This is a genomic window from Streptomyces sp. NPDC085931, from assembly GCF_044540565.1.
In the GTDB taxonomy this organism is placed as follows: domain Bacteria; phylum Actinomycetota; class Actinomycetes; order Streptomycetales; family Streptomycetaceae; genus Streptomyces.
The window spans coordinates 1-24,519 of the sequence record NZ_JBITSK010000020.1; the positions used below are offsets into that span (position 1 = coordinate 1).

Below are 24,519 nucleotides of genomic sequence, written 5' to 3' on the forward strand. Positions count from 1 at the left end.
AGTTCTCAAGGAACGGTCGCTTCCTTTGTACTCACCCTCTCGGGCTTTCCTCCGGGCGCTTCCCTTCGGTCTTGCGTTTCCGACTCTATCAGATCCTTTTCTCGACCTGACCCCCAGTCAGCGGGGTTTGTCTTCCCGGCCGTTGGGCCGTTCCGACGTGTCCAACCTTAGCGCGTTCTCTCGGCGATTCCAAAATCGGTCCCGGTTCGGAGCCGATCAAGACGTCGAGTCCCTATTCGAATTGAATTCGGGCACGCCGAATACAACCCCGCTGGGAGCGATCTTGCTGATGGTTGGTGCCGCTGCTGCGGCGGAAGTGTCACCGGCAGAACCGTTACGGCTCCGCGGCAACCCGAAGAACTCTACGGATCCGGTCGGGGGCTGTCAAGCGCCCTCTGTCAAGATCTTTTGCGCGCGAGGCGCGGGCGCGTCAGTCCAGGTCGGACAGGCGGCCGCCGGCGTCCGGCTGGGCGTCCTCCACCCGGCGCAGCAGGCGCGTGAGCACTTCGCCCAGGGCCGTGCGCTCCACGGGGGTCAGGTCCTGGAGCAGGTCCTCCTCGAAGACCGACGCCAGGCGCATCGCCTCCAGCCACTTCTCTCGCCCTTCGGATGTCAGCTCCACGATGACGCGGACGCGGTTGGTCTCGTCCCGCTCACGGGTCACCAGTCCTTCGCCGACCATGCGGTCGATCCGGTGGGTCATCGCGGCGGGCGTCAGACCGAGGCGCTTGGCCAGCTCGCTGGGGCCCAGCCGGTAGGGGGCGCCGGAGAGCACCAGGGCCTTGAGGACCTCCCACTCGGCGTTGCTGATGCCGAGGGCCGACGTCTGGCGGCCGTAGGCGACGTTCATGCGGCGGTTCAGGCGGGACAGTGCCGAGACGATCTGCTCGACCTGGGGGTCGAGGTCCTGGAACTCGCGCTGGTACGCGGCGATCTGCTCTTCGAGGGTCGGCTCGCCGGAGCCTGGGGTGTCGCCCATGGGGCGCAGTATGGCACGCCCCTTCTTTGCGTTGAAGTCCTTGGGTATGTACTCTTTAGCTTCGAACTTTAGCTTCGAAGTCTTCACTCCTAACTTGTGAGAGAGGTGAACGTGACCAGGGCGATGGGCGCAGCGATGCGCCGGATCCACGTGGGCAACGCACTCAGCGCGTTCGGGCTGGGCTTCACGGTCCCGTATCTGTACGTCTACGTGGCGCAGGTGCGGGGTCTGGGGGCCATGACGGCGGGTCTCGTGCTCGCCGTCTTCGCTGTGGCCGCGCTGGTGGTGCTGCCGTTCGCCGGGCGGGCCATCGTCCGGCGCGGCCCGCTGCCGGTGCTGCTCACCGCCCTGCTCACCGCCGCCGTCGGTGCGCTGACCCTGGGGATCTCGGGCAGCGCGGCGACCGTGCTGATGTCGGCCTCGCTGCTCGGAGCCGGGCAGGCCGTGATGCAGCCGGCGCTGGCGACGATGATCGTGGACTGCTCCTCCGCGGAGACGCGGTCGCGGGCGTTCGCCATGCAGTTCTTCCTGCAGAACCTCGGGCTCGGAGTCGGCGGTCTCATCGGAGGGCACCTGGTCGACACCTCCAGCGCCGCCTCCTTCACGCTGCTCTTCGCGATCGAGGCGGCGATGTTCCTGCTGCTGGTCGTGGTGATGGCGACGGTGCGGATGCCGCACGCGCCGCGGATCGAGGGCGCGCCCGCCTCGGCGCGGGGCGGCTGGAAGCAGCTGCTGGGCAACCGGGCCATGGTGCAGCTGTGTGTGCTGGGCTTCGTGCTCTTCTTCGCCTGCTACGGGCAGTTCGAGTCCGGGCTGAGCGCGTACGGGGTGGAGGCCGCGGGGATATCGACGTCCGCGCTGGGGACGGCCCTCGCGGCGAACACGCTGATGATCGTCGTGGCGCAGTTCGCCGTGCTGCGGTTCGTGGAGCGGCGCCGGCGTTCGCGGGTGATCGCGGCCGTGGGCCTCATCTGGGCCGTGGCGTGGGCCGTCGCCGGGTACGCGGGGCTGGGGCACGGCAGCCAGGAGATGGCGACCGCCGCGTTCGTCTCGACGTACGCCTTGTTCGGGCTGGGTGAGGCGATGCTGTCGCCGACCGTGGCGCCGCTGGTCGCGGATCTCGCGCCGGAGGGGATGGCCGGGCAGTACAACTCCGCCTTCGCCCTGGTCAAGCAGCTCGCGCTGGCCGTCGGGCCGGCGGTGGGCGGGCCGCTGGGCGCCTCGCTGCACGCGCCGTACATCGTGGCGTTCCTGGTGTTCTCGCTGGGGATCACGGTCCTTGCCGTGCGGTTGGGGCGGCAGCTGACCGACGTACAGGATCAGCCGTGGCTGGAAAGGAGCCGGGTCGTGGCGCGGGGTGGGGCGCCGGTGTCCGCGGACGTCTGAGCCCGGTCCCTCCTACGTCGCCTGGGCGCGCGGCAGGGCGAACTCGCACCAGACCGCCTTGCCGCCGCCGGGGGTGCGGCGGGAGCCCCAGCTGGACGCGATGGTCGCGACGATGGCGATGCCGCGGCCCGATTCGTCGCCCGGTTCCGCGCGGCGGCGTCTGGGGAGGTGGTCGTCGCCGTCGGTGACCTCGATGATCAGCCGCCGGTCCGTGCGGCGCAGGCGCAGACGCATCGGCGGGGTGCCGTGCTGCAGCGAGTTGGCGACCAGTTCGCTGGTGGCGAGGACGCCGAGGTCGTGCAGGTCGGCGGGGAAGCGCCAGCTGGTCAGGACGCCGGAGGCGAAGGCACGCGCGCGGGGGGCCGCCTCGACGCCGCCGAGGAGTTCGAGCGCGGCGTTGCGGAACAGCTCGCTCTCCGGTCCCGTGCGCGCGGGGTGCTGGAGGACCAGGACGGCCACGTCGTCGTCGTGGTCCGGGGTCACGCCGGCCGAGCGGACCAGACGGTCGCAGACGACCTGGGGCGTGCCGGTGGCACCGGCCAGGGCGCGCTCCAGGGCGGCGATGCCCTCGTCGAGGTCGGCGTCGCGCCGCTCCACCAGGCCGTCCGTGTAGAGGACGGCCGTGGAGCCCGGGCTCAGGGGGATCGAGCCGGAGGCGTGCATCCAGCCGCCGGTGCCGAGCGGGGGGCCGGTGGGCTCGTCGGCGCGCAACACCGTGCCGTTCTCGTCGCGGACGAGGATGGGGAGGTGGCCGGCCGAGGCGTAGACCAGCTTGCCCTCGTTCGGGTCGTGGATGGCGTACGCGCACGTGGCGATCTGGTTGGCGTCGATCTCGGCCGCCAGGCCGTCGAGGAGCTGGAGCACCTCGTGCGGGGGCAGGTCGAGGCGGGCGTAGGCGCGGACCGCCGTGCGCAGCTGGCCCATGACGGCGGCCGCGCGGACGCCGCGGCCCATGACGTCGCCGATGACCAGGGCCGTGCGGCCGCCGCCCAGGGTGATGACGTCGTACCAGTCGCCGCCGACGGCGGCTTCCGTGCCGCCCGGGTGGTACGTGGCCGCGATGCGCAGGTCGTCCGGCTGTTCGAGTTCCTGGGGAAGCAGGGAGCGCTGGAGGGTGACGGCCGTTTCGCGCTGGCGGCGTTCGCTGGCGCGCAGCCGTTCGGCGGCCTCGGCGTGGTCGGTGACGTCGGTGGCGAAGACCAGGACGCCCCGGCCGTCCGTGCCGCCCTTGCCGTCGCCCTGGGCGACCGGGGTGCAGGTGAAGGTGTAGGAGCGGCCGTCGGGGGCCTTGCGGGACTTCACCGTGCGCGGCTTGCCGCTGCGCTGGACCTGGTCCAGGAGCGGGAACAGGCCGAACGCGTCCAGCTCGGGCAGGGCCTCGCGGGCGCGCTCGCCGAGGGGGCGGACGCCGAAGGCGGTGGTGTAGGCGTCGTTGACGTAGGCGATGCGGTGGTCGGGGCCGTGGACCAGGGCGACGAGGGAGGGGACACGGTCGAGGACCTCGCGCACCCGCAGCTCGTCGACGGCGGGCACGGGCGGGGTCTCGCCGGTCAGTTGTCCGGCGCGGGCGGCGGGCACGGAACCGTCCCCCCGCCGGTCCGGGGAGGCCGTCTGCTCGGTCCGCGCTGCGGCGCGGCGCTGCGTTCCGGGGAGCCGGGCGCTCCAGCGCGTGAAGTTCACGAATCCTTGCCTCGCGTAGTCGTCGGCGGCCGGCACCGGGACCGGCCGGGGGCCCGGGGGCCCGCACCGGGGCGAGCCGTGGCACACCCGTGGTGGTGGACCAGTCTGGCAGTGCGCGGACCGGACCGACATCCGTCAGACGCCGGGCCGGCCGGTGGAGTTCCAGGGTCCGGTCAGGACGACCCCTTCGGGTTGCCCGGGGGGTCCTGGGAAGGCTTTCCACCGGCCGCGAGTTCGAACTCCGCCCGGGGGTGTTCGAGTGAACCGAGGGAGACGATCTCCCGTTTGAACAAGCCGGCCAGGGTCCATTCGGCGAGCACGCGCGCCTTGCGGTTGAAGGTGGGCACGCGGCTGAGGTGGTAGGCGCGGTGCATGAACCAGGCCGGGTAGCCCTTGAGCTTGCGCCCGTAGACGTGGGCGACGCCCTTGTGCAGACCGAGGGAGGCGACGGAGCCGGCGTAGGCGTGTTCGTACGTCTGAAGGGGCTCGTCGCGCAGGGTGTGGACGATGTTGTCGGCGAGGACCCTGGCCTGGCGGAGGGCGTGCTGGGCGTTGGGGGCGCACTCGCGGCCCGGTTCGGCGGCGGTGACGTCCGGCACGGCGGCGGCGTCTCCGGCCGCCCACGCGTGCGTGGTGCCCTCGATCGACAGTTCCGGCGTGCACTTCAGGCGTCCGCGGTCGTTGCGCGGGAGGTCGGTGGCGGCGAGCACCGGGTGGGGTTTCACGCCGGCCGTCCACACGACCGTGCGGGTGGGGAAGCGGGCGCCGTCGCTGAGGACGGCCACCCGGTCGGCGCAGGACTCCAGGCGGGTGCGCAGGCGGACGTCGATGTTGCGGCGGCGCAGTTCGGTGACGGTGTAGCGGCCCAGTTCCTCGCCGACCTCCGGCAGGATGCGCTCCGAGGCCTCGACGAGGATCCACTTCATGTCCTCGGGCTGGACGTTGTGGTAGTACCGCGCGGCGTAGCGGGCCATGTCCTCCAGTTCGCCGAGGGCCTCGACGCCCGCGTAGCCGCCGCCGACGAAGACGAAGGTGAGGGCCGCGTCGCGGATGGCCGGGTCGCGGGTGGAGGAGGCGATGTCCATCTGCTCGATCACGTGGTTGCGCAGGCCGATGGCCTCCTCGACCGTCTTGAAGCCGATGCCGTGGTCGGCGAGGCCGGGAATGGGCAGGGTGCGCGAGACGGATCCGGGGGCGAGGACGAGGTGGTCGTAGGGCAGGTGCCGGCCGCCGGTGCCCTGCTCCTCGGTGGCGAGGGTGGTGATCGTGGCGGTGCGCTGGGCGTGGTCGACGGCGGTCGCCTCGCCGATGAGGACATGACACCGGTCGAGGACGCGGCGCAGCGGTACGACGACATGGCGGGGTGAGATGGCGCCCGCGGCGGCCTCGGGGAGGAACGGCTGGTACGTCATGTACGGGTCGGGGGTGACGACCGTGATCTCGGCCTCGCCCCGGTCCAGTTCCCGTTTCAGTCTGCGCTGCAGGCGCAGGGCCGTGTACATCCCGACGTAGCCGCCACCGACAACGAGAATGCGCGCACGTTCCTTCACCATCCCATGACGCACCCGCCGCTTGCGTTTGTCCACAGCCTCGACGGATTGTGTGACCGGAGCGGGGGCGGGCGCGGAGTTGGCCGGATTAGCGGGCTGCGGTGTGTTCGCGCAGGTCAGCGCGGGTGGCACGGGGGGCGCGCGGGGGCACATTCGGGACGTATGCGACCCGTACTCCGATCGGTGGGCGCTCCGTGCGGAACCTGCCCCTTCTGAATTGACTCCCTCTCAACTATGTTCGTGTGTCGACGGGGTGTAGGGGGATGTGCTCACCGGGTCCGCGACGGGCGGGCCGCGGAACCGGGCCTGTTCCTCCGTCCCGGCATCGAATGGCGGGGAGAGTCTCCGGGGGGAGACGTCATTACCGGGGGAATGCATATGCATGTTCAGGATTCTCATTGGTCGTCCGCGTCCGCCCTTGCCGCGGGTGGCGCGACGATGAGCGCGGCGGGCAGCGGACGCGCGGACGGGGCGCGGACCACGCCGCTGCGCGTGGACGCCCAGCGCAATCTGGAGCACGTGCTGCGGGCGGCGCGCGAGGTCTTCGGCGAGCTGGGGTACGGCGCGCCGATGGAGGACGTCGCGCGGCGCGCGCGGGTCGGTGTGGGCACGGTGTACCGGCGGTTCCCGAGCAAGGACGTCCTGGTACGGCGGATAGCCGAGGAGGAGATCTCCCGGCTGACCGACCAGGCGCGTGCGGCGCTCGGGCAGGAGGACGAGCCGTGGTCGGCGCTGTCGCGCTTCCTGCGCACGTCGGTGGCGTCGGGCGCCGGACGGCTGCTGCCGCCGCAGGTGCTGCGGGTCTCGGTCGTGGAGGAGCAGGCCGGCGGTGCGCGGGTGCCGCAGCAGCGGACCCAGCCCGCGGAGCTGCGGCTGGTGCCGGAGGAGCCGGTGGCGGTCGCCTCGGTCCCCGCGCCGGAGGACGACGCCGGGGCATCGGCGCTGCTGGAGGTCGTCGGCCGGCTCGTGGAGCGGGCCCGGGCCGCGGGTGAGCTGCGGGCGGACGTGTCCGTGTCGGACGTCCTGCTGGTGATCGCGACGGCCGCGCCCTCGCTGCCGGACGCGGCCCAGCAGCAGGCGGCTTCGGCGCGACTGCTGGACATCCTGCTGGAGGGTCTGCGGTCGCGTCCGGCGTGAACGCATCCGGGCGGTGACTCCGCCGGAGGGCCCGGCCGACGCGTTCGTGCCGGGCCCTCCGGCCTTTAATTCTCCGGCCTTTGGTCTTCTGGCCTTGGCCTTCCGGCCTGTGGTCTGCCGGTCAGTGGTCTTCCGGCCTGGGGTCTTTCGGCCTTGGCTTTCCGGCCATTGGTCTTCCGGCCTGAGGTCTTCCGGCCACTGGTCTTCCGGCCTTGGCCTTCCGGCCTGTGGGCGCCCGGCGTTCGGCTTTCGGTTCCGGCTTTCGGGGTTCCGGACTTCGGGGTTCCGGACTTCGGGGTTCCGGACTTCGGGGCTTCGGGGCTTCCGGACTTCGGGGCTTCCGGAGTCCTGGGCTCCCGGAGGCCCGGACTTCCGGGCGATCGGGCGATCAGGCGGGCAGAGCCACGACGGCTGAAGCTCACGGATGCCCCGGTGCCAGCGGGGACGGCCGCAGGGTGTTCAAGTGCCCGGCCCCGGACTCGGGGAAGCCGCCCCGGAGCAAAGGGGGTTCCTTCCCCGGACAGGCGGTGGCCATGGCTCGCGTGCCTGAAAACCCCACGGACGAGTGACGGTCCGAACTCCGGGGTTCCGGCCGGGAGCCGCTGTGGCACGCTGACCCGGTGGTCTGGACGGGTACGGCGGCTGGTGGGGGCGTTCCGCGATGAGCGTTGACGGGCGGGACGAGTCGAACGGCACCGGAAACAGCGGGGACGCCACGGCCGGCGGCCAGGTTCCACCCCCGATTCCACCCCAGGTTCCCAGCCAGGGCGGGCGAGGAAGCGTTCCTGCCGACGGGCGTTCCGCCGAGGAGTCGGTCCCGGCGCAGCGCGACCGGCGCGAGGAAGGGGTGCTGCCGCCGCCCCGCGATGTGCCGCCCTCCGACGCCGACCTCATCGACCGGATGCGCACGGGCGACGACACGGCGTACGAGGAGCTGTACCGGCGCCACGCCCAGGCCGTGCGCCGGTACGCCCGCACCTGCTGCCGGGACGCCCACACCGCGGACGACCTGACCGCCGAGGTGTTCGCCCGCATGCTGCAGGCCGTCCGCGGCGGCTCCGGCCCCACCCACGCGGTCCGCGCCTACCTGCTCACCTCGGTCCGGCGCGTCGCCGCCTCCTGGACACGGTCGGCGCGGCGCGAGCAACTCGTCGACGACTTCGCCGTGTTCGCCGCCCAGTCCGCGCGCGGCCGGGACGCGTCCGACGACGACACCCTCGAACTGGGCGCGGACGTACGGGCCATGCACGAGGCCGAGCAGTCCATGGCCATGCGCGCCTTCCGGTCGCTGCCCGAGCGCTGGCAGGCCGTGCTCTGGCACACCGAGGTCGAGGACGAGTCGCCCAGCGAGGTCGCCACGCTCTTCGGTCTGGACGCCAACGGCACGCGCGTCCTGGCCAGCCGAGCCCGGGAGGGTCTCAAGCAGGCCTACCTCCAGGCCCACGTCAGCTCCACGCTCACCGCCGACGAGGAGTGCGCGCGCTACGCCGACCAGCTCGGCACGTACGCGCGCGGCCGGCTGCGCACACGGGCCGAGCGGGGGCTGCGCAAACACCTGGAGGAGTGCGCCAAGTGCCGCCTGGCCGCGAGCCAGATCGCGGAGGTGGCGGGCGGTATCCCGGCCGTCGTACCGGTGGCCGTCATCGGCTGGTTCGGCGCCGCCGGATACGCCAAGGCGGCCGCGCTCATCGCCGGGGGCACCGGCGCGGGAGCCGCCGGTGCCGCCGGGGCGGCCGCGGCGGCGGGTGGCTCGTCCGGGGCGGCGGGGGCCGGTGCGTCCGGCGGCGCCGCGGGCGGCGCTTCCGCTGGAGCCGGTGGCGGCGCGGCCGCCGAGGGAGTCGGTGCGCCGGTGAAGGCCGGTATCGCGGCCGGAGTGGTGGCCGTCGGGGTCGCGGCGGCGGTGGTGCTGGCCCTGGCCGGCAACGACCAGCCCCGGCAGGAGGCGCGGCCGGCACCGTCGTCCCCGCCGCCCTCCTCCGTCGTGCGGCCCGGCGAGCCGGCGCCCGACCCGCCCCGGCGGGAGTCCGGGCCGCGTCCGCCGGCCCTCGTACCCGTCGGTGCCGGGACGCCCGCGGCGACGCCGAGCGCCCGCACCACCCCCGGCCCGGCCGCGTCCCCGACACCGGCTCCCCGGCCCGCCCGGCCGTCCACGCCCCCGCGTCCGGCACCCCCGGTGCCCTCCGCTCCCGCCCCGGCACCCACCCCCACTCCAACGCCCCCACCGCCCCCGCCACCACCGCCGCCCGCCCCGGCCGTCTACCAGTGGAGCGACCTGTCGTACGACGTCACCGGCGACGGCACCGGGCCGGAGATGCGGCTCGGTGCGAGCAGCTGGGTCTGGAAGCGGTCCGGTCTGTCGGTCGGCGGGCAGCGGTACGCGCACGGTGTCACCGTGCACGGCACCTCCTCCGTCACCATCGACCTCAACCGCCCCTGCTCCGCCTACGACGCGCTCGTCGGCGTCGACGACCTGACGCTGAAGCACGGCAAGGTGTCCTTCTCCGTCTACGCCGACGGCGTCCGGCTGTGGCGGTCAGGACTGGTCGAGGGCGGTAACCCGGCCGTCCCGGTCCATGTGAACCTCACCGGCCGCAGCACGGTCCGGCTGGTGGTGGAGCCGCGCGGCGCGCTGGACGGACTCACCCTGGCGGACTGGGCGGAGTCGAGGTTCACCTGCCGCTAGGGCCTGTCGTAGGCACGGTGTGCCTCGGCCAGTTCGCGCAGGACGTCGTCCGCGGTGAGGGTCGTGCCCGCGGCGCGCTCCGCCGCGCAGCGGCCGTCGCCCAGCGCGGCGCGGGCGGCGGCCTCCGTGCGTTCGGCGTGGGCGCGCTCGGGCATGGGGCGGGGGCGGCCGGAACGCCAGTGGTCGCCGGTGCCGAGCAGCCGGGCCGCGCGCGGGAAGTCGCCCAGGCCGGCCAGGAGGGCGGCCGCGCCGTCCACCACCGCGGCCAGGATGGCGTCGGAGCACCGCTTGTCCACCGCTTCGCGCAGGGCCTCGGTCAGCGTGGCCAGCGCGCGCCCCGGCCCGGACTCGTCCGCCGTGATCATCGCGTCGACCAGGTGCAGCATGACCACGAACTGCGGCGGCGGTGTGCCCCGCCGGGTCTCCGCCCGCGCCTCCTCGCACAGCGCCCGCGCCCGCGCGGTATGTCCCTCGTCGCACTCCATCTGGGCGCGCAGCAGCCGCACGAACGCCTTGGAGTCGGCCACGCCGTACCGCTCGGCCGCCTCGCTCGCCTCGTCCAGCGCCTTGACCGCGGCCGGCCGGTCCCCGGCGCGGTAGGAGATCTCGGCGAGCCGGGCCTTGAGGAACGGCGACTCCGTGAACGCGCCCACCTCGTCGGCCAGCCGCAGGGCCTCCTCGTACTCCCCCTCGGCCAGGTCGAAGCGGCCCCGCGCCATGGCCGCCTCGCCGGCCGCGCTGCACACCTGGGCCCGCAGCCAGCGGTCACCCGTGCGGCGGCTGAGGACGCGCAGCTCAGCGAGGTCGGCGTCGACGCCCTCCAGGTCGCCCGGTGCGTCGACGACCATGTGCGTGCGGAACATCAGGGCCACGGCGAGCTCCCAGTCGTCGCCGTGCGCACGGCAGTTGGCGACGGCGGCGTCCATGACGTCCCGGGCCTCGCGCCGCACGTCCAAGTAGGCCGAGATGATCGGGCAGACCAGCCCGGGGAGCCGGGCCGCCTGCGGTCCGCCGTCCGCGAAGTAGGCCCACACGCGCTCCACATAGGCGCGTCGCTCGTCGACGAACACGTCCATGGGCGCGGCCTCGGTAAGGAAGAACAGCTGCAGCATGCGCAGGTCCATCCGCAGGGCGTGCGACGGATGCCCCGCCTCCCCGTCCGGCGCGGCCAGGAAGTGGTCGACGGGGCCGGGCAGGCCCGCCTGGCCATCGGGCGGCCGGTGTGCCCCGGTGTCGAGCGCGACGCCCAGCCGCAGGATGCGCTCCAGCCACTCCAGGCCCTCCTGCCGGTAGTTGCGCAGCCACCAGAACCAGCCCATGCCGAGGGCGAGGGCGGCGGCCTCCTCCTCGTCCCCGGCCGTCAGGGCCCGGTCGAGGGCCGCGCGGATGTTGTCCAGCTCCGTCTCCAGGCGGGACATCCAGGGCAGTTGCGCGGCGGAGCGCAGCAGCGGCTCGGCGCGCTCGACGAGGGCGCGCACCCACGCGCGGTGCCGGAGCTCGGCCGCGGCGCGCTGCCGCCCGGCCTCGGCCGCGCGCTCGGCGGCGTACTCGTGGACGGTCTCCAGCATTCGGTAGCGCATGCCCGGAAAGGCGTCGTCCCGCGCCGGGGCGGCCACGACGAGGGATTTGTCGACGAGGGACCCGAGCAGCTCGGCGACGGGCCCGCTGCACACGGCTTCCGCCGCCGCGAGGTCCCAGCCTCCGGTGAAGACGGACACCTCGCGCAGCACCGTGCGCTCGGCCTCGTCGAGCAGGTCCCACGACCAGTCGACGACGGCGCGCAGGGTCTGCTGGCGGGGCAGGACCGTACGGCTTCCGGAGGTGAGGAGGCGGAAGCGGTCGTCGAGACGGTCGGCGATCTGGCGGGGCGTGAGCAGGCGGAGCCGGGCGGCCGCCAGCTCGATGGCGAGCGGCAGCCCGTCCAGCCGCCGGCAGATCTCGGCCACCGCCAGCTCGTCCCGGAGCACCTCCCTCGCGTCGGGACGGACGGCGGCGGCGCGCTCCGCGAACAGCCGGCGGGCCTGGTCCGGTCGCAGGGGCCCGACCGGGCGCACCACCTCGCCCGGCACGCCCAGGGGTTCACGGCTGGTGGCGAGGATCGTCAGAGCCGGGCAGCGGGTCAGCAGGGTCTCGGCGAGGTGGGCGGCGGCGCCGATGACGTGCTCGCAGTTGTCAAGGATCAGCAGGAGGCCGCGCGGGGCGCAGTACTCCACGAGCAGGGCGACCGGGTCGTCCTGCAGGGCCGTGAGCTCGCTGGTCATCAGCACGGTCTCGCGCAGACCGAGCGCGCTGACCACGGCTCCCGGCACCGCCTCGGGCCGGTCGAGCGGGGCGAGCTCGACGAGCCATGCCTGCGGAAGCCCGGCGGCGGCTTCCTCGGCGAGACGGGTCTTTCCAGAACCGCCCGCTCCGGTGAGGGTGACGAGCCGGGCCCTGTGCATGTCGGAACGGATGGCGTCGATCTCGGGTTCCCGGCCGACGAAGGACGTCAGCCGGGGCCGGAGGTTGCCCATCCGCCCGGGCCGCGCGCGCTCCGGCCGCGGTGTCCCGCCCCGCGTCTGCCCGCCGAGCAGTTCGGCGTGCAGGGCGCGCAATCGCGGCCCCGGGTCGGTGCCGAGGCCTTCGGCGAGGGCGCGGCGGGCGGTCTCGTACACGGCGAGGGCGTCGGCCGCACGGCCGGCGTCCCGCAGAGCACGGATCAGCAGGGCGTACAGGGGCTCGTCGTAGGGATGCACGGCCGTGAGCTCGCGCAGTTCCGGTACGACGTCCCCGGCGCGGCCGAGCCGGAGACGCGCCTCGGCCCGCGCCCTGGTCGCCTCCAGGCGGGCCGCTTCCGGGCGGGCCGCGGCGGAGCGGTCGGGGAGGTCGGCGAGGGCCGGGCCGTGCCAGAGGGCGAGGGCGTCGTCGAGGTGCCGTTCCGCGCGGGCGGGGTCGCCGGCGGCGAGGGCGTCCGTGCCGTGGCGGAGGAGCCGTTCGAAGACGAAGAGGTCGACGTCGTCCTGCCCGGCCGCGAGCCGGTAACCGCCGGGTTCGAGCGTCACGGCGTCCTTGCCGAGCGCCCTGCGGAGCCGGCCGACCAGGGCCTGGAGGGCGGCGGGGGCGTCCTGGGGCGGGTCGTCGGCCCAGACCTCGTCGATCAGGGTCCCGGGTGTCGTGACACGTCCCGGGCGCAGGGCGAGGGCGGTGAGCAGGGCGCGCAGGCGGGGGCCGCCGACGGGTACGACTGAGCCGTCCTCGTCCGCTGCCGTGGTGACGCCCAGGATTCTGTACCGCACGGGGCCATTGTCGCCGGGGTTCGCCCGGGGGCCCTGGGTTTTTGCCGGGCGTTACCGCAGGAGCCCTGCTCGCGGGGACTCGGCGCGACGAGGCCGACGCTCCGCGGCGCGGACCTGCCCCGGAAGCACGACGCGCCCGCACCCGCCGTACTACGGAAGGGGCCGTGTCGGGGGGTGTCCGCCCGCAGCGGTCGGCGCGTCAACGGACAGTGAGTCGGCACGCAAGTCGATCGCGCCGTTCCGAGGACGGACACCCCCCGGCGCGGCCCCGCCCCACCCGGCCGCGAGAGGCGCCGACACGGGCACCGCCCGCGCTGCCCGGCACAAGCACGGACCCCAAGCCACCCCGACACCCCACCCCGACACCGCCACACACGACACGCGACACCCGAACTGGCACACCCCCACCCCAGCCGCGAAGCCACCCGCACAGGCACGGCCCGCACCCCCCGACACAAGCTCGGGGACCCGCACCCCCCGACGCAAGCTCGGGGACCCGCAACCCCCGACACAAGCTCGGGGACCCGCAACCCCAACTAGGGGCACCGCCCGCACCCCCCAACCCAAACTAGGGGCACCGCCCGCACCCCCCGGCGCAAGCTCGGCGCAGCCCTCTACCCCCGCCGCCCCCCGATCGCCCCCGCCGTCCCGGCTCCCAGCGCCCCCCGCTGCGGCGCGATGCCCGCCGGTACCGCTCGCTGGCGGGCCGGTGTGCCCGTCCAGCACGTGCCGCGGCGGGCCAGCAGCCGGCGCAGCCACAGCTCCAGGGAGACCAGGTCCGCGAGCCCGTCCAGCGGCAGCGGCTCGCCCGCCGCCGCGCCGCGCAGCGCCTTGCGGACCACCCGCGCCTCGACCAGCCCCGCCTCCGCCAGCAGCGGCGTGTCGAACAGCGCGACCAGCGAGTCCGCCGCCACCCGCAACCCCGTACGCGCCACCGCGGCCGCCGTCGCCTGGCTGGGCGCGCCCCACCCGGGCGGCAACTCCCGTACCCCGGCTCCCTCCAGCACCGTGCGCAGCACCGCCGCCCGCGCCCCCGGGCGCACCCGCAGCGCCTCCGGCAGGGCGCGCGCCGCCCGCACCACCTGGTTGTCGAGGAACGGCGCGTGCAGCCGCTGGAAGCGGATCTCCGCGGCCTGCTCCAGCACCCGCAGGTCCGCCGCGTGCCGCGCCAGCGCCGCCCGCGCGCGGAAGTCGCCCGGCCGCTGCCCGGGCCCGACCAGTTCCGACCGGTGCGTCGACGCCTGAAGGCGAACCGATACTTCAGCGAGTGCCTCACCGGTCAGCCAGCGCGCCGCCGGCCCGGGTCTGCCCCAGCTCAGCGCCGCGAGGGAGGCTTCCACGGCCCCGCCGGGCGCGTCGAGCCCGTCGTCCGACCGGTGGTCGAGGAGGCGCTCGGCGAGGGACTCCAGACCCGACCGGTACGACGTACGGGACAACCGCCGCGCCGCCGCGTACACGCGCGCGGGAACGAACACCGACCCGTCCGCCTTGGCCAGCGCCGCGACCGGGCGCACGAGGTGACGCCGCCGGCGGTCCATCAGCAGGTCGGCCAGGCGCGCGGGATGCGCGTCCAGCACCTGCCGCGCCCCGTACCCGGTGAAGTGGTCCGCGCTGCCCGCCGCCAGCCGGGCCCGGTGCCGCGCCGCCGTCACCAGGCAGGCCCCGGGTTCGTCCGTCAGGGGACCGTCCAGGTCGGCGTAGGGCAGGGTCTCCTCGCCGCCCGTCACCACCACGTGGTGCAGCCGCGGGTTCGCCGCCAGCGCCCCGGCCCGCTCCAGCTCGGCCTCCCGCCCGCCGACGGTCAGATCGTTGAAGGTGACCGCCAGCAACCGCTCGCCCGCGCCCGTGCCGTGCCCGAGCACCGTGCCCGGCATCCCGGGCAGGCCCGCGGCCAGCAGCGCCAGCGTTGCGGAGGCAGGGCCGCCGGAGAGGTCGGCCCCTATGCCCGGTACCGGCATCCCGCGCGCGGCACGCCGTTCGGCGGGTCCCATCCCGGGCACGGGCCCGGGGTCGATGTCCGCGCCGGGGACGTGCCGCGGCGCGGACAGCCGGGTGCGTACGGCCTCCACGAGCGCGTCGCGCACCGCGTCGACCGCGCTGTCGGGATCGGCCGGAGGGGCGGCGACCGCGAGCGAGGCGACCGGCTCGTACCCGGCGATCTCCCGCGCCCCGGCGCGCAGGATCAGCGCGTGCCCCGGCGGAATCCGCCTCACGCCGTCGTACGGCGTCGAGTCGTGGAGCGCGGCGGGCACGTCAGGGGCGGCCAGCAGCGCGGCGAGGTGCCCGAAGTCGAGGTTGGCCTCGATGAGGTCGGCCAAGGGCAGGGCGGCGGTCGCGTAGGCCGTGCCGCCGGCCCAGGGCGTGTAGAACACCGGCCGGGCGCCCGCGAGATCACCGCAGACGGTGATCCTCCTGCCGACCTGCACGATCGCGGTGTAACTGCCCGGCCAGGCGGTCAGATGCCGAAGTGCCCCGCCGCGCGCGGCGAACAACGCGACGCGCAACTGCTCGTCGGTGGCGCCGCAGATCCCGAGCACGGCGATGCGCGTGCGCTCGTCGGCCTTCACGACCCGCACCTCGTCGGGCCGCCAGTCGCCCACGGCCCACAGCGGATCGGGGTCGCCCCACAGCAGCTGGGACCCCACCGGGTGCAGGGTCTCACCGTCGTGCCCGGTGGCCCCCGCCGCACCGGCGGCGACGGCTCCCGCGGCGGTGCTGCTCCATCCCACCAACCACCGCATCGCCGCCTCCACAGGCTGTGGACAACCAGTGCACCGCACGAACCGGTTCCCCATGCTGCCATGAAGGAAGCGCTCCGGAGGGTGCCCGCGCCGCTCGCGCTCCGCCGAATGCGCCCCGGCGGAGCCGCCGATGCATCGGCGTGAGCCCCAACTCCCTTACGGGGAAAGACGGCACGGCCGCCCTGGGGCCGCTCCGGGGCGAGGAGCAAACCGAACAGAGGGAAGAAGAAAGAGAAAGGAGAAGGACTCGGCCGCGGCACCGCTACGCGACCATCCGGCCACGGGGCAAGGCACACCAGCGACACGTCACCGGTACGACTGCGACGTGAACGCGCCCCCGGTACGCGCCCCAAATACGCCCAACGCGCCCTCAACTGCCGTGGTCGGAGCCCTGAAAGCCCGCGATCGACGGGGGCCATTTTCAGCCAAATCACCGATACGCGCGCAGTATCGAACACGCTCCGTACAGGCTCGGCGCCGCGTCGCCCGGTCGCGCAGTCCGGGAGACGGAGCACGCCTCCCGGACCGTTCCGCCGCCCGCGGGGATGAAGGCGGCGGTGTCCCCCAGCCCACTGGATCCAGTACAGCGGGCCGACCCACGCACGGACCATGGAACCGCTCCCGCGATGGCCGGAGAAGAGCGCACGGCCGGGCGCACGGCCACACATCGGGAGCACGCCGCAACTGCCCGTATCTGACCCGCACTTCAGTACGGACCACAATCCCGCCAACCGGAAGAATGCCCCTTAACGCTTGGGATGCGGCGAACTACGCTGGGTTTACGAATGCCGCACGGTTATGCCACTGCGGCAGCCGTCTGTGTCGAGGGGTGGCGCATGTCCAGGGAGCAACGCGGGCCGAACGAAAAACTCGGCGCCGTTCTCGCCCTCGCGGGAATCAGCAACGCAGGCCTCGCGCGGCGCGTCAACGATCTTGGCGCACAGCGGGGACTGACACTTCGCTACGACAAGACGTCGGTGGCGCGGTGGGTGTCGAAGGGCATGGTGCCGCAGGGCGCGGCCCCGCACCTCATCGCCGCCGCCATCGGCCAGAAGCTCGGCCGCCCGGTGCCGCTCCACGAGATCGGCCTGGCCGACGCGGACCCCGCCCCCGAAGTGGGCCTGGCCTTCCCGCGCGACGTCGGCCAGGCGGTGAGGTCCGCCACGGAGCTGTACCGCCTCGACCTCGCGGGCCGCCGCGCCGGCTCCGGCGGCATCTGGCAGTCCCTCGCCGGATCGTTCGCAGTGAGCGCGTACGCAACGCCCGCCTCGCGGTGGCTGATAACCCCGGCCGACAGTTCGGTCGCGCGTGACGTGGGCCCGGGCGAGGGCTCCGGCGCACCGCTCAAAGTCGGCCACAGCGATGTGCAGAAGCTGCGGGAGGCCGCCGAGGACGCGCGGCGCTGGGACTCCAAGTACGGCGGCGGCGACTGGCGTTCGTCCATGGTCCCCGAGTGCCTGCGGGTGGAGGCCGCCCCGCTCCTGCTCGGCTCCTACTCCGACGAGGTCGGCCGGGCCCTGTTCGGCGCCTCCGCCGAACTCACCCGCCTGGCGGGCTGGATGGCCTTCGACACGGGCCAGCAGGAAGCGGCCCAGCGCTACTACATCCAGGCCCTGCGCCTGGCCCGGGCGGCGGCCGACGTCCCCCTCGGGGGCTATGTGCTGGCCTCCATGTCCCTGCAGGCCACCTACCGCGGCTTCGGCGACGAGGGCGTGGACCTCGCCCAGGCCGCCCTGGAGCGCAACCGCGGACTGGCCACGGCCCGCACGATGAGCTTCTTCCGCCTCGTCGAGGCCCGGGCACACGCGCGTGCGGGCGACGCCCAGGCCGCCGGCGGGGCCCTGAAGGCGGCCGAGAGCTGGCTGGAGCGGGCCCGCCCCGGCGACAACGACCCGAGCTGGCTCGGCTTCTACTCCTACGACCGCTTCTGCGCCGACGCGGCCGAGTGCTACCGCGACCTCAAGGCACCCCGCCAGGTCCGCCGCTTCACCGAGCAGGCGCTGTCGAAGCCGACGGAGGAGTTCGTGCGCTCGCACGGCCTGCGCCTGGTGGTCTCCGCCGTCGCCGAACTGGAGTCGGGCAACCTGGACGCGGCGTGCGAGCAGGGGGTGCGGGCGGTGGAGGTCGCCGGGCGCATCTCGTCGGCCCGCACGACGGAGTACGTGAAGGACCTCCTGCACCGCCTGGAGCCGTACGGCGACGAGCCCCGGGTGGTCGAGCTCCGCGAGCGCGCCCGGCCCCTGCTGATGACCTCCGCCTAGGGCCTGTCGTTTGGATCAGGTCGCAGGAAAGTGACGGTGCTGTTCAGCGCCGGGGAGCGTGGTCCGGTGCGTGCAGCTGCAAGGCGGAGGAGGGAGTCGACGCGGAGCGTCGGCGACCGACGACAACGCCGCGGATGTGCGTGCCGGACCACGCGTCAGCGGCGTGATCCAAACGACAGGCCCTAGGCGCCCGCGAGGTGCCGTCTCCGCGTTTGAAGGCACTGTCAGTGGCGCAGTGCACTATCGAGGTGGGAGGTGGTGCCGGTGGGGCTCGCATACGACGCTGACGTGCTGGTGATCGGCGGCGGGATCGTCGGCCTGTCGACGGCGTACGCCATCACCCGCGCCGCCCCGGGCACCCGTGTCACGGTCCTGGAGAAGGAGCCCGGCCCCGCCCGGCACCAGACGGGCCGCAACAGCGGCGTGATCCACAGCGGCGTGTACTACCGCCCCGGCTCCCTCAAGGCGCGTTACGCGGTGCGCGGGGCGGCCGAGATGGTCAAGTTCTGCGCCGAGTACGGCATCCCCCACGCGGTCACCGGCAAGCTGATCGTCGCCACCGACCGAGCGGAGCTCCCCCGCCTGCACGCGCTGGTGCAGCGCGGCCGGGAGAACGGCATCCCGGTGCGCGAGCTGGGCGCGTCCCAGATCCCGGAGTACGAGCCGGAGGTGCGCGGCCTGGCCGCGATACACGTCGGCACGACGGGGATCTGCGACTTCGTCGCGGTCGCGCGCCAGCTGGCCCACGGCTCGGGCGCGGAGATCCGCTACGGCACACGGGTGGTCCGCGTGGACCGCCGGCCCGAGCGGGGAGTCGCCGTCCTCACCGCCGCGGGGGACGTCGTCCGCGGCCGTGTCCTGGTCAACTGCGCGGGGCTGTACTGCGACGAGATCGCCCGGCTCACGGGCGACGACCCGGACGTGCGGATCGTGCCGTTCCGGGGCGAGTACTACGAGCTGGCCCGGCCGGAGCTGGTGCGGGGCCTGGTCTACCCCGTGCCCGATCCGGCGTTCCCCTTCCTCGGGGTGCATCTCACCCGGGGCATCGACGGAGGGGTCCACATCGGGCCCAACGCGGTACCGGCCCTGGCCCGCGAGGGCTACGGCCGCGCCACGGTCCGCCCCGCCGAACTGGCCTCGACCCTGGCCTGGCCGGGCTCCTGGCGGATCGCCCGGCGGCACTGGCGGTACGGGGCGGGTGAGCTGCGGCGGTCCCTGTCCAAGCAGGCGTTCACGGAGGCGGTGCGCCGGCTGCTGCCCGGGGTGTCCGAGGACGACCTGGTGCCGACGGCGGCGGGCGTGCGCGCGCAGGCCGTCCTGCGGGACGGCACGCTGGTCGACGACTTCCTGATCCGCGAGGGCCCCAGAACGGTCCACGTCCTGAACGCACCCTCCCCCGCGGCCACGGCGTCCCTGCCCATCGGCAGAGAGGTGGCCCGCCGAGCGCTGAACGCACTGTGACGACCGCCGTCTCGCGCCGCTGCCCGACCTGGGAGAAAGGCGCAACGCACCCGCACCCGCACCCGCACCCGCACCCGCACCCGCCGGACGACGCAACCGGACACCCCCCGGCGCGGCCCCGCCCCACCACCGGCACAGGCGAAGCCACAGCGCCACGCACGGTCGGCCGCCCGCCCCACCCCGCCCCCACCCCTCCCCCGTCCCGACCCCGTAAAATCAGCCCCACTGTGGCTGACTCCGCGAACTCCCCCGAACCCCCGCACCCCCACACCCCCGGTGCCTCCCTGCGGCACCCCCGGGCCAAGGGAGAGCCGCGCTTCCCCGACGGGCCGAAGCCCGACCCCGCCGGGTCGCACTTCGAGCGGCGGATCCGCAGTTTTCAGCCCCGGCGCAGCCGCGTCACCGCCGGTCAGGCGGACGCCCTGCGGCGCCTGTGGCCCAAGTGGGGCCTGGACATCGACGGCAGCCGGGCCCTCGACCTGCCCGACCTCTTCGGCAACGACAACCCCGTCGTCCTGGAGATCGGCTTCGGCATGGGCGAGGCCACCGCCCAGATGGCCGCCGCCGACCCCGGCACCAACATCCTCGCGGTCGACGTCCACACCCCCGGCCAGGGCAACCTCCTGAGCCTCGCCGACCGCAACGGCCTGTCCAACATCCGCGTGGGCAACGGCGACGCCATCATCCTGCTCCGCGAGATGCTGGCCCCGGACTCCCTCGACGGCCTGCGCGTCTACTTCCCCGACCCCTGGCCCAAGAAGCGGCACCACAAGCGCCGACTGATCCAGCCCGAGTTCCTCTCCCTCGCCGCGACCCGCCTCAGGCCGGGCGCGATCCTGCACTGCGCCACGGACTGGGAGGAGTACGCCGAACAGATGCTCGACGTACTCACGGCACACCCCGACTTCGAGAACACGCAGGCGGACGGTGGCTTCGCACCGCGTCCCGACTTCCGGCCGCTGACCCGTTTCGAGGGCCAGGGACTGGACAAGGGACATGTCGTGAACGACCTCCTCTTCCGCCGCGTACCACACGCGGACCAGTCCCCCGCCGGCGTCTGACCGCACGCACCGCACCACACCGCCCTGGCACCTCTCCGCCTGCGGACAGCGCCCCTCCGTCGTTAGGGTCAATGCCGTGGCCTCCTGCCCCCCACATCCGTCGTACCCCAGCGCTCCCACCGACGGCGCCCCCACCGCCGGCCCGCTGCGGCACGCCCACTGGTGGCAGCGCCCCTGGGTGCGCTACGGCGCCCCCACCACGCTCCTGGCGATATCCGGCCTGGTCATCCTCGCCCTGGTGCGCGAGGAGACCGGCACGGAGGGCTTCCTGGTCGGACTCGGCCTGGCGCTCCTGCCCGTGCCGCTGCTCATCGCCTCGTTCCGCTGGCTGGACCGCGTCGAACCGGGCCCCTGGCGCAACCTGGTGTTCTCCTTCGCCTGGGGCGCCTGCGCGGCGGCGCTGATAGCGATCGTCGCCAACAGCTTCGCCACGAGATGGATAGCGACGGCGACCGCGGACCCGTCCAGCGCGGACACGCTGGGGTCGACCGTGATAGCGCCGGTCGTCGAGGAGACGGCCAAGGCGGCGGCCGTTCTCCTGGTCTTCCTCTTCCGCCGCCGCGACTTCACCGGCATCGTCGACGGCGTGGTCATAGCCGGTGTCACCGCGACCGGCTTCGCCTTCACGGAGAACATCCTCTACCTGGGCACCGCCTTCGGCACCGACCAGCTCACCGGCGGCAGCGGCATCGCCTCCGTCACGGCGGCGACCTTCTTCGTCCGCATCATCATGTCGCCGTTCGCGCACCCGCTCTTCACGGTCCTGACCGGCATCGGCTTCGGCGCCGCCGCGCTCGCGGCGGACCGGCAGCGCCTGCGCCGCGCCGCCTTCCCGCTCGCCGGACTGCTGCTGGCGATGGGCATGCACGCGATGTGGAACGGCTCGTCGACGTTCGGCGAGTACGGGTTCTTCGCCGTGTACGCGGCGTTCATGGTGCCGATCTTCGGGCTGCTGACGTGGCTGGTGATCTGGACCCGGCAGCGGGAGCTGCGCACCGTACGGACGGAGCTGCCCGCGTACGCGGCCGCGGGCTGGCTGACCCCGGCCGAGCCGTACGCGCTCGGTTCGATGCGGGCCCGCCGGATCGCCCGCCAGTACGCCCGCCGGCACGCCGGGAAGGCGGCGGCACGGGAGGTGGCGCGGTACGAGGCGTACGCGACGTCGCTCGCCTTCCTGCGCCACCGGGCCCGCCGCGGCCGCGCCGGGCCCGACTTCGCCGTACGGGAGATGGAACTGCTCGGCGAACTGTGGCGCCGCCGGGAGGCGGCCCGCCCGGCCCTGGACCACGCGGCCCGGATCACGGCCCCGCCGGCGCCGGTCACGCGCCCGCCCTGGCCGGTCCCCGGCGCGTACGGCCGTCCCACCGGCTACGGCTACGGCCACCCGGCCGCCCACGCCCCTCAGCCCGCGCGGCACGCGGCGTACCCGGCGTACAACCCCTACCGGTCCTGACGTCCGGCACCCGCCCGGCACGGAACGACCGGCAGCCCTGACGTCGGGGGGTCGTCGTCAGGGCTGCCGGTGCTTCTTACGGGCGTTCGCCGCTCAGGGGTTGAGTCCCTTGTCCCGCAGCCAGGCCATCGGGTCGATGCCGCTGCTGGAGCCGGCCGCGTGGACCTCGAGGTGCAGATGCGCCCCCGTGACGTTGCCGGTGGCGCCGACACGGCCGATCACGTCGCCCGTGCTGACCTTCTGGCCGACGCTGACGCCGATGGACGACTGGTGCGCGTACCAGATCTCCGTGCCGTCATCGAGGGTGAGGACGGTCTTGTAGCCGTACGAGCCGTTCCAGCCGGCCTCGGTGATGGTGCCGCTGTGGACCGCCTTGATCGGCGTGCCCGTGGGGGCGGCGAAGTCGAGTCCGGTGTGATAGCCGGAGGACCAGTAGGCGCCGGCCTGGCCGAAGGACGAGGTGATCGTGTACGAGGAGGTCGGCAGCGTGTACTGCTTGGCGAGGGCGGCGAGCCGCTCGGCCTCGGCCTTCTTGCGGGCCTCTTCCTCGGCCTTCCGCTTGGCCTCGGCGGCCTTGGCCTTGGCCTCCTTCTCCGCCTTCGCGACGGCCTCGGCGGCGGCCTTCTCGGCGGCGGCCGCGGCCTCCTCGGCGGCCTTGGTCTCGATCTGCTCCTGCTGGTGCTCGACCTGGGCCATGATCCGGGCACGCAGGGCCTCGCCGGCGTTGGCACCGCCCTCGTCGGTGTCCGCGGCGGCCGTCGCGAGATCGCTGAGCGGGGTGGCGGAGCCTTCGGGGGTGTCGTCGTCCGAGATGAGGGAACCCACCGAGGGAAGGTCCGGCACGGAGATCGACACCGGCGGCTTGCCGGTCTGGGCGCTGGCCATGCCGCCGGCGCCCACGGCGGCTATGACGCCGACGCCCAGGACGGTGGAGCTGCGGGCGAGCCCTCCGCCGCGCTGCTTGGTGACGCGATGCCGGCCACGGACGGGGCGGATGGACTCCGCGGTGGGGTTCCACTCCTGGAACGGGCCCTCGTCGGTGCGCTGACCGCCGTAGAAGACTTCGGTGTCGCGCTGGTCCGTCGCGAACGGGGCCGCGGGGGCAGGCCGGTTGGACGCCACGTAGGCGTACTCCTTTCCTTCCTTCTCGCCTACCGGGTTAGCTGACGGGTTCGGAGCAGGAAGGTCTCCTACGCGCGTATACCGGCCGTGCTTCCACGGCGGCATCCGCTCGATTCACCCCAAGTGGTGGTTCCCCGGTTCCCTTTCGGGATTCGGCGCGTGCGCACGGAGCCGCCTTCTGTGACGGCTGGGACGACCGCGCTGCGTTATCGAACGTTAATGGAGGCGCGGTGTGTATTCCAGCGATTCCGCTTGATCATTAACCTTTTTCGCACGGACGTACCTGCCATGACCGGCTTAAATCGGGCGAGTTGGCCGCCTCTCAAGCCGCAAACGGTTTTTGACAGTGTGTCAGTTGTTATGCGGAGCGGGAGGGTTCGCTCACTGTGCGTAAGGGCCGGATCGGGGAAAGCACCGAGGGCCGGAACCCTTTCGGATTCCGGCCCTCGGCCTTCAGTAGCGGGGACAGGATTTGAACCTGCGACCTCTGGGTTATGAGCCCAGCGAGCTACCGAGCTGCTCCACCCCGCGTCGTTGTGATTCCAGTGTACGCCATGCGCAGGACAGCTCGTGCCACACCCGTCCCCGAGGGCTCAGGGCAGCAGGTGGCGGTTGGGTTTCCGGGCCCGCTCCGCGTGTTCCGGCAGGACGACGACGTCGGCACCGGCGGCGGCCAGGACCCCGCTGCCGTCGGCCGCCGCCACGAAGGTGTCCGGCTCGCCCCAGGCCGTGACCACCCGGCGCACGCCCGCATCGAGGATCAGCCGGACGCAGGGCGTGGGCCGGGAGGCGCGGCGGGCGCAGGGCTCCAGGCTGCTGTAGACCGTCGCGCCGGCGAGCCGCGGGTCGGCCGGGTCGATCCTGGCCAGGGCCGCCTCCTCGGCGTGCACGACCGGGTCGCCCCCCTCGCGGGAGTGGCCGCGGGCCAGCTCCGTGCCGTCGGCCGCGACCACCACCGCGCCCACGCTGAACGCCGTGTCCGAGGGCGGGCAGCGCTCCGCCAGCTCGCAGGCCAGGGCCAGCCAGTGGTGGTCGGCGGCGACGGGCAGGGCGCCGGTGCCCGGGGCGGTGGGCGCGTAGCGCATGAGGACGACGTCCTCGATCCGTCGTGTCTCCAGCAGCCGGAGCCGGCCGCCCTGGTAGCCGCCGGGGCCGAAGAGGCGAGGGGAGCGGGGGTCGCCCACGAACAACGGGGCGAGGACCAGCTGGAGTTCGTCGGCGAGTCCCTGGGTGAGCAGCTGGGTGTGGATCAGGCCGCCGCCCTCGACCATGAGGCGCCGCACACCGCGGACGTCGTGCAGGTGGGTGAGGAGTCGGCGCCAGTCCAGGTCCGCGCCGAGCGGGACGACGTCGGCGGCGATGCCCAGGGCGCGGGCGCGTTCGGCGCCGGCGTCGGTCGTGTACAGGACCTTCTCACCGCCCGTGTGCCAGAACCGGGCGTCCGGGTCGAGGTCGCCCGAGCCGCTGACGGTGACCTTCAGCGGGTACTCGGGCCGGCCGGCGGCCACCCGGGCGGAGCGGCGTTCGGGCGAGTTCACCAGCAGCCGGGGGTTGTCGGCGCGGATGGTGCCGGCGCCGACCAGGATCGCGTCGACGGACGCGCGGACCTCGTCGACCCGGTCGAAGTCGGCCGGGCTGGACAGCAGCAGGCGTTCGGGACCGGTGTCGTCCAGGTAGCCGTCGAGGGAGACGGCGGCGGACAGCAGGACGTACGGGTGGGGCATCGGCGC

Annotated in this window: 14 protein-coding genes, 1 tRNA gene and 1 riboswitch; of the genes, 7 read left to right on the forward strand and 8 right to left on the reverse strand. The window is 73.8% G+C overall.

Annotated features, from left to right (window positions below; translation table 11 throughout):
• Nucleotides 1-430: 430 nt before the first annotated feature.
• A complete protein-coding gene (locus ACIGAN_RS32010; RefSeq protein ID WP_365099804.1) occupies nucleotides 431-979 on the reverse strand; it encodes a MarR family winged helix-turn-helix transcriptional regulator in 549 nt (182 codons plus the stop codon).
• Nucleotides 980-1,102: 123 nt separating this feature from the next.
• Here ACIGAN_RS32010 and ACIGAN_RS32015 point away from each other — a divergent pair, with 123 nt between their 5' ends.
• Nucleotides 1,103-2,365, forward strand: coding sequence for an MFS transporter (locus ACIGAN_RS32015; RefSeq protein ID WP_399862935.1), 1,263 nt, complete (start codon nucleotides 1,103-1,105; stop codon nucleotides 2,363-2,365).
• 12 nt (nucleotides 2,366-2,377) lie between these two features.
• On the opposite strand, the gene ACIGAN_RS32020 is transcribed toward ACIGAN_RS32015, so the two are convergent.
• Entirely contained in the window at nucleotides 2,378-4,045 is a 1,668-nt protein-coding gene (locus ACIGAN_RS32020; RefSeq protein WP_365099802.1) for an ATP-binding SpoIIE family protein phosphatase, read from the reverse strand.
• 173 nt (nucleotides 4,046-4,218) lie between these two features.
• Nucleotides 4,219-5,598 carry an NAD(P)/FAD-dependent oxidoreductase gene (locus ACIGAN_RS32025; protein WP_399862845.1) on the reverse strand — a complete coding sequence of 460 codons (1,380 nt, stop codon included), beginning with the start codon at nucleotides 5,596-5,598 and terminating at the stop codon, nucleotides 4,219-4,221.
• Nucleotides 5,599-5,973: 375 nt separating this feature from the next.
• Here ACIGAN_RS32025 and ACIGAN_RS32030 point away from each other — a divergent pair, with 375 nt between their 5' ends.
• Nucleotides 5,974-6,732 carry a TetR/AcrR family transcriptional regulator gene (locus ACIGAN_RS32030; protein ID WP_399862847.1) on the forward strand — a complete coding sequence of 253 codons (759 nt, stop codon included), beginning with the start codon at nucleotides 5,974-5,976 and terminating at the stop codon, nucleotides 6,730-6,732.
• Between the two features lie 661 nt (nucleotides 6,733-7,393).
• Nucleotides 7,394-9,415, forward strand: coding sequence for a sigma-70 family RNA polymerase sigma factor (locus ACIGAN_RS32035; RefSeq protein ID WP_399862849.1), 2,022 nt, complete (start codon nucleotides 7,394-7,396; stop codon nucleotides 9,413-9,415).
• Here ACIGAN_RS32035 and ACIGAN_RS32040 read toward each other — a convergent pair.
• Both ACIGAN_RS32040 and ACIGAN_RS32045 read right to left on the reverse strand, forming a co-directional pair.
• Entirely contained in the window at nucleotides 9,412-12,690 is a 3,279-nt protein-coding gene (locus ACIGAN_RS32040; protein WP_399862851.1) for a BTAD domain-containing putative transcriptional regulator, read from the reverse strand. The two genes, ACIGAN_RS32035 and ACIGAN_RS32040, sit on opposite strands and share 4 nt — an antisense overlap.
• Nucleotides 12,691-13,304: 614 nt before the next feature.
• Entirely contained in the window at nucleotides 13,305-15,431 is a 2,127-nt protein-coding gene (locus ACIGAN_RS32045; RefSeq protein WP_399862853.1) for an asparagine synthase-related protein, read from the reverse strand.
• An 836-nt stretch (nucleotides 15,432-16,267) separates the two neighbouring features.
• On the opposite strand from ACIGAN_RS32045, the gene ACIGAN_RS32050 reads away from it, so the two are divergent.
• The 4 genes from ACIGAN_RS32050 (at nucleotide 16,268) to ACIGAN_RS32065 (ending at nucleotide 21,667) form a co-directional block, all read left to right on the forward strand.
• Complete coding sequence (locus ACIGAN_RS32050) at nucleotides 16,268-17,692, forward strand: MFS transporter (RefSeq protein ID WP_365099794.1); 1,425 nt, start codon at nucleotides 16,268-16,270, stop codon at nucleotides 17,690-17,692.
• 255 nt (nucleotides 17,693-17,947) lie between these two features.
• Nucleotides 17,948-19,153: an L-2-hydroxyglutarate oxidase gene (lhgO, locus tag ACIGAN_RS32055; RefSeq protein ID WP_365742366.1), complete on the forward strand. Its 1,206-nt coding sequence runs from the start codon at nucleotides 17,948-17,950 to the stop codon at nucleotides 19,151-19,153.
• A 284-nt stretch (nucleotides 19,154-19,437) separates the two neighbouring features.
• Nucleotides 19,438-20,214, forward strand: a complete 777-nt coding sequence (gene trmB / locus ACIGAN_RS32060) for a tRNA (guanosine(46)-N7)-methyltransferase TrmB (RefSeq protein WP_399862937.1) — start codon at nucleotides 19,438-19,440, stop codon at nucleotides 20,212-20,214.
• Between the two features lie 76 nt (nucleotides 20,215-20,290).
• Nucleotides 20,291-21,667: a PrsW family intramembrane metalloprotease gene (locus ACIGAN_RS32065; protein ID WP_365742370.1), complete on the forward strand. Its 1,377-nt coding sequence runs from the start codon at nucleotides 20,291-20,293 to the stop codon at nucleotides 21,665-21,667.
• Nucleotides 21,668-21,760: 93 nt separating this feature from the next.
• Here the strand turns inward: ACIGAN_RS32065 and ACIGAN_RS32070 are convergent, their stop codons facing one another.
• The 3 genes from ACIGAN_RS32070 to ACIGAN_RS32080 all read right to left on the reverse strand — a co-directional run bounded on the left by ACIGAN_RS32070 (nucleotide 21,761) and on the right by ACIGAN_RS32080 (nucleotide 24,513).
• Nucleotides 21,761-22,789 (reverse strand): M23 family metallopeptidase, encoded by a 1,029-nt coding sequence (locus ACIGAN_RS32070; RefSeq protein ID WP_365742372.1) that lies wholly within the window; start codon nucleotides 22,787-22,789, stop codon nucleotides 21,761-21,763.
• Between the two features lie 11 nt (nucleotides 22,790-22,800).
• A riboswitch (cyclic di-AMP (ydaO/yuaA leader) is annotated at nucleotides 22,801-22,957 on the reverse strand.
• A 289-nt stretch (nucleotides 22,958-23,246) separates the two neighbouring features.
• Nucleotides 23,247-23,320, reverse strand: a tRNA-Met gene (locus ACIGAN_RS32075).
• 62 nt (nucleotides 23,321-23,382) lie between these two features.
• On the reverse strand, nucleotides 23,383-24,513 hold the full coding sequence (locus ACIGAN_RS32080; protein WP_399862856.1) for a dihydrofolate reductase family protein: 1,131 nt from the start codon (nucleotides 24,511-24,513) through the stop codon (nucleotides 23,383-23,385).
• Nucleotides 24,514-24,519: the final 6 nt, after the last annotated feature.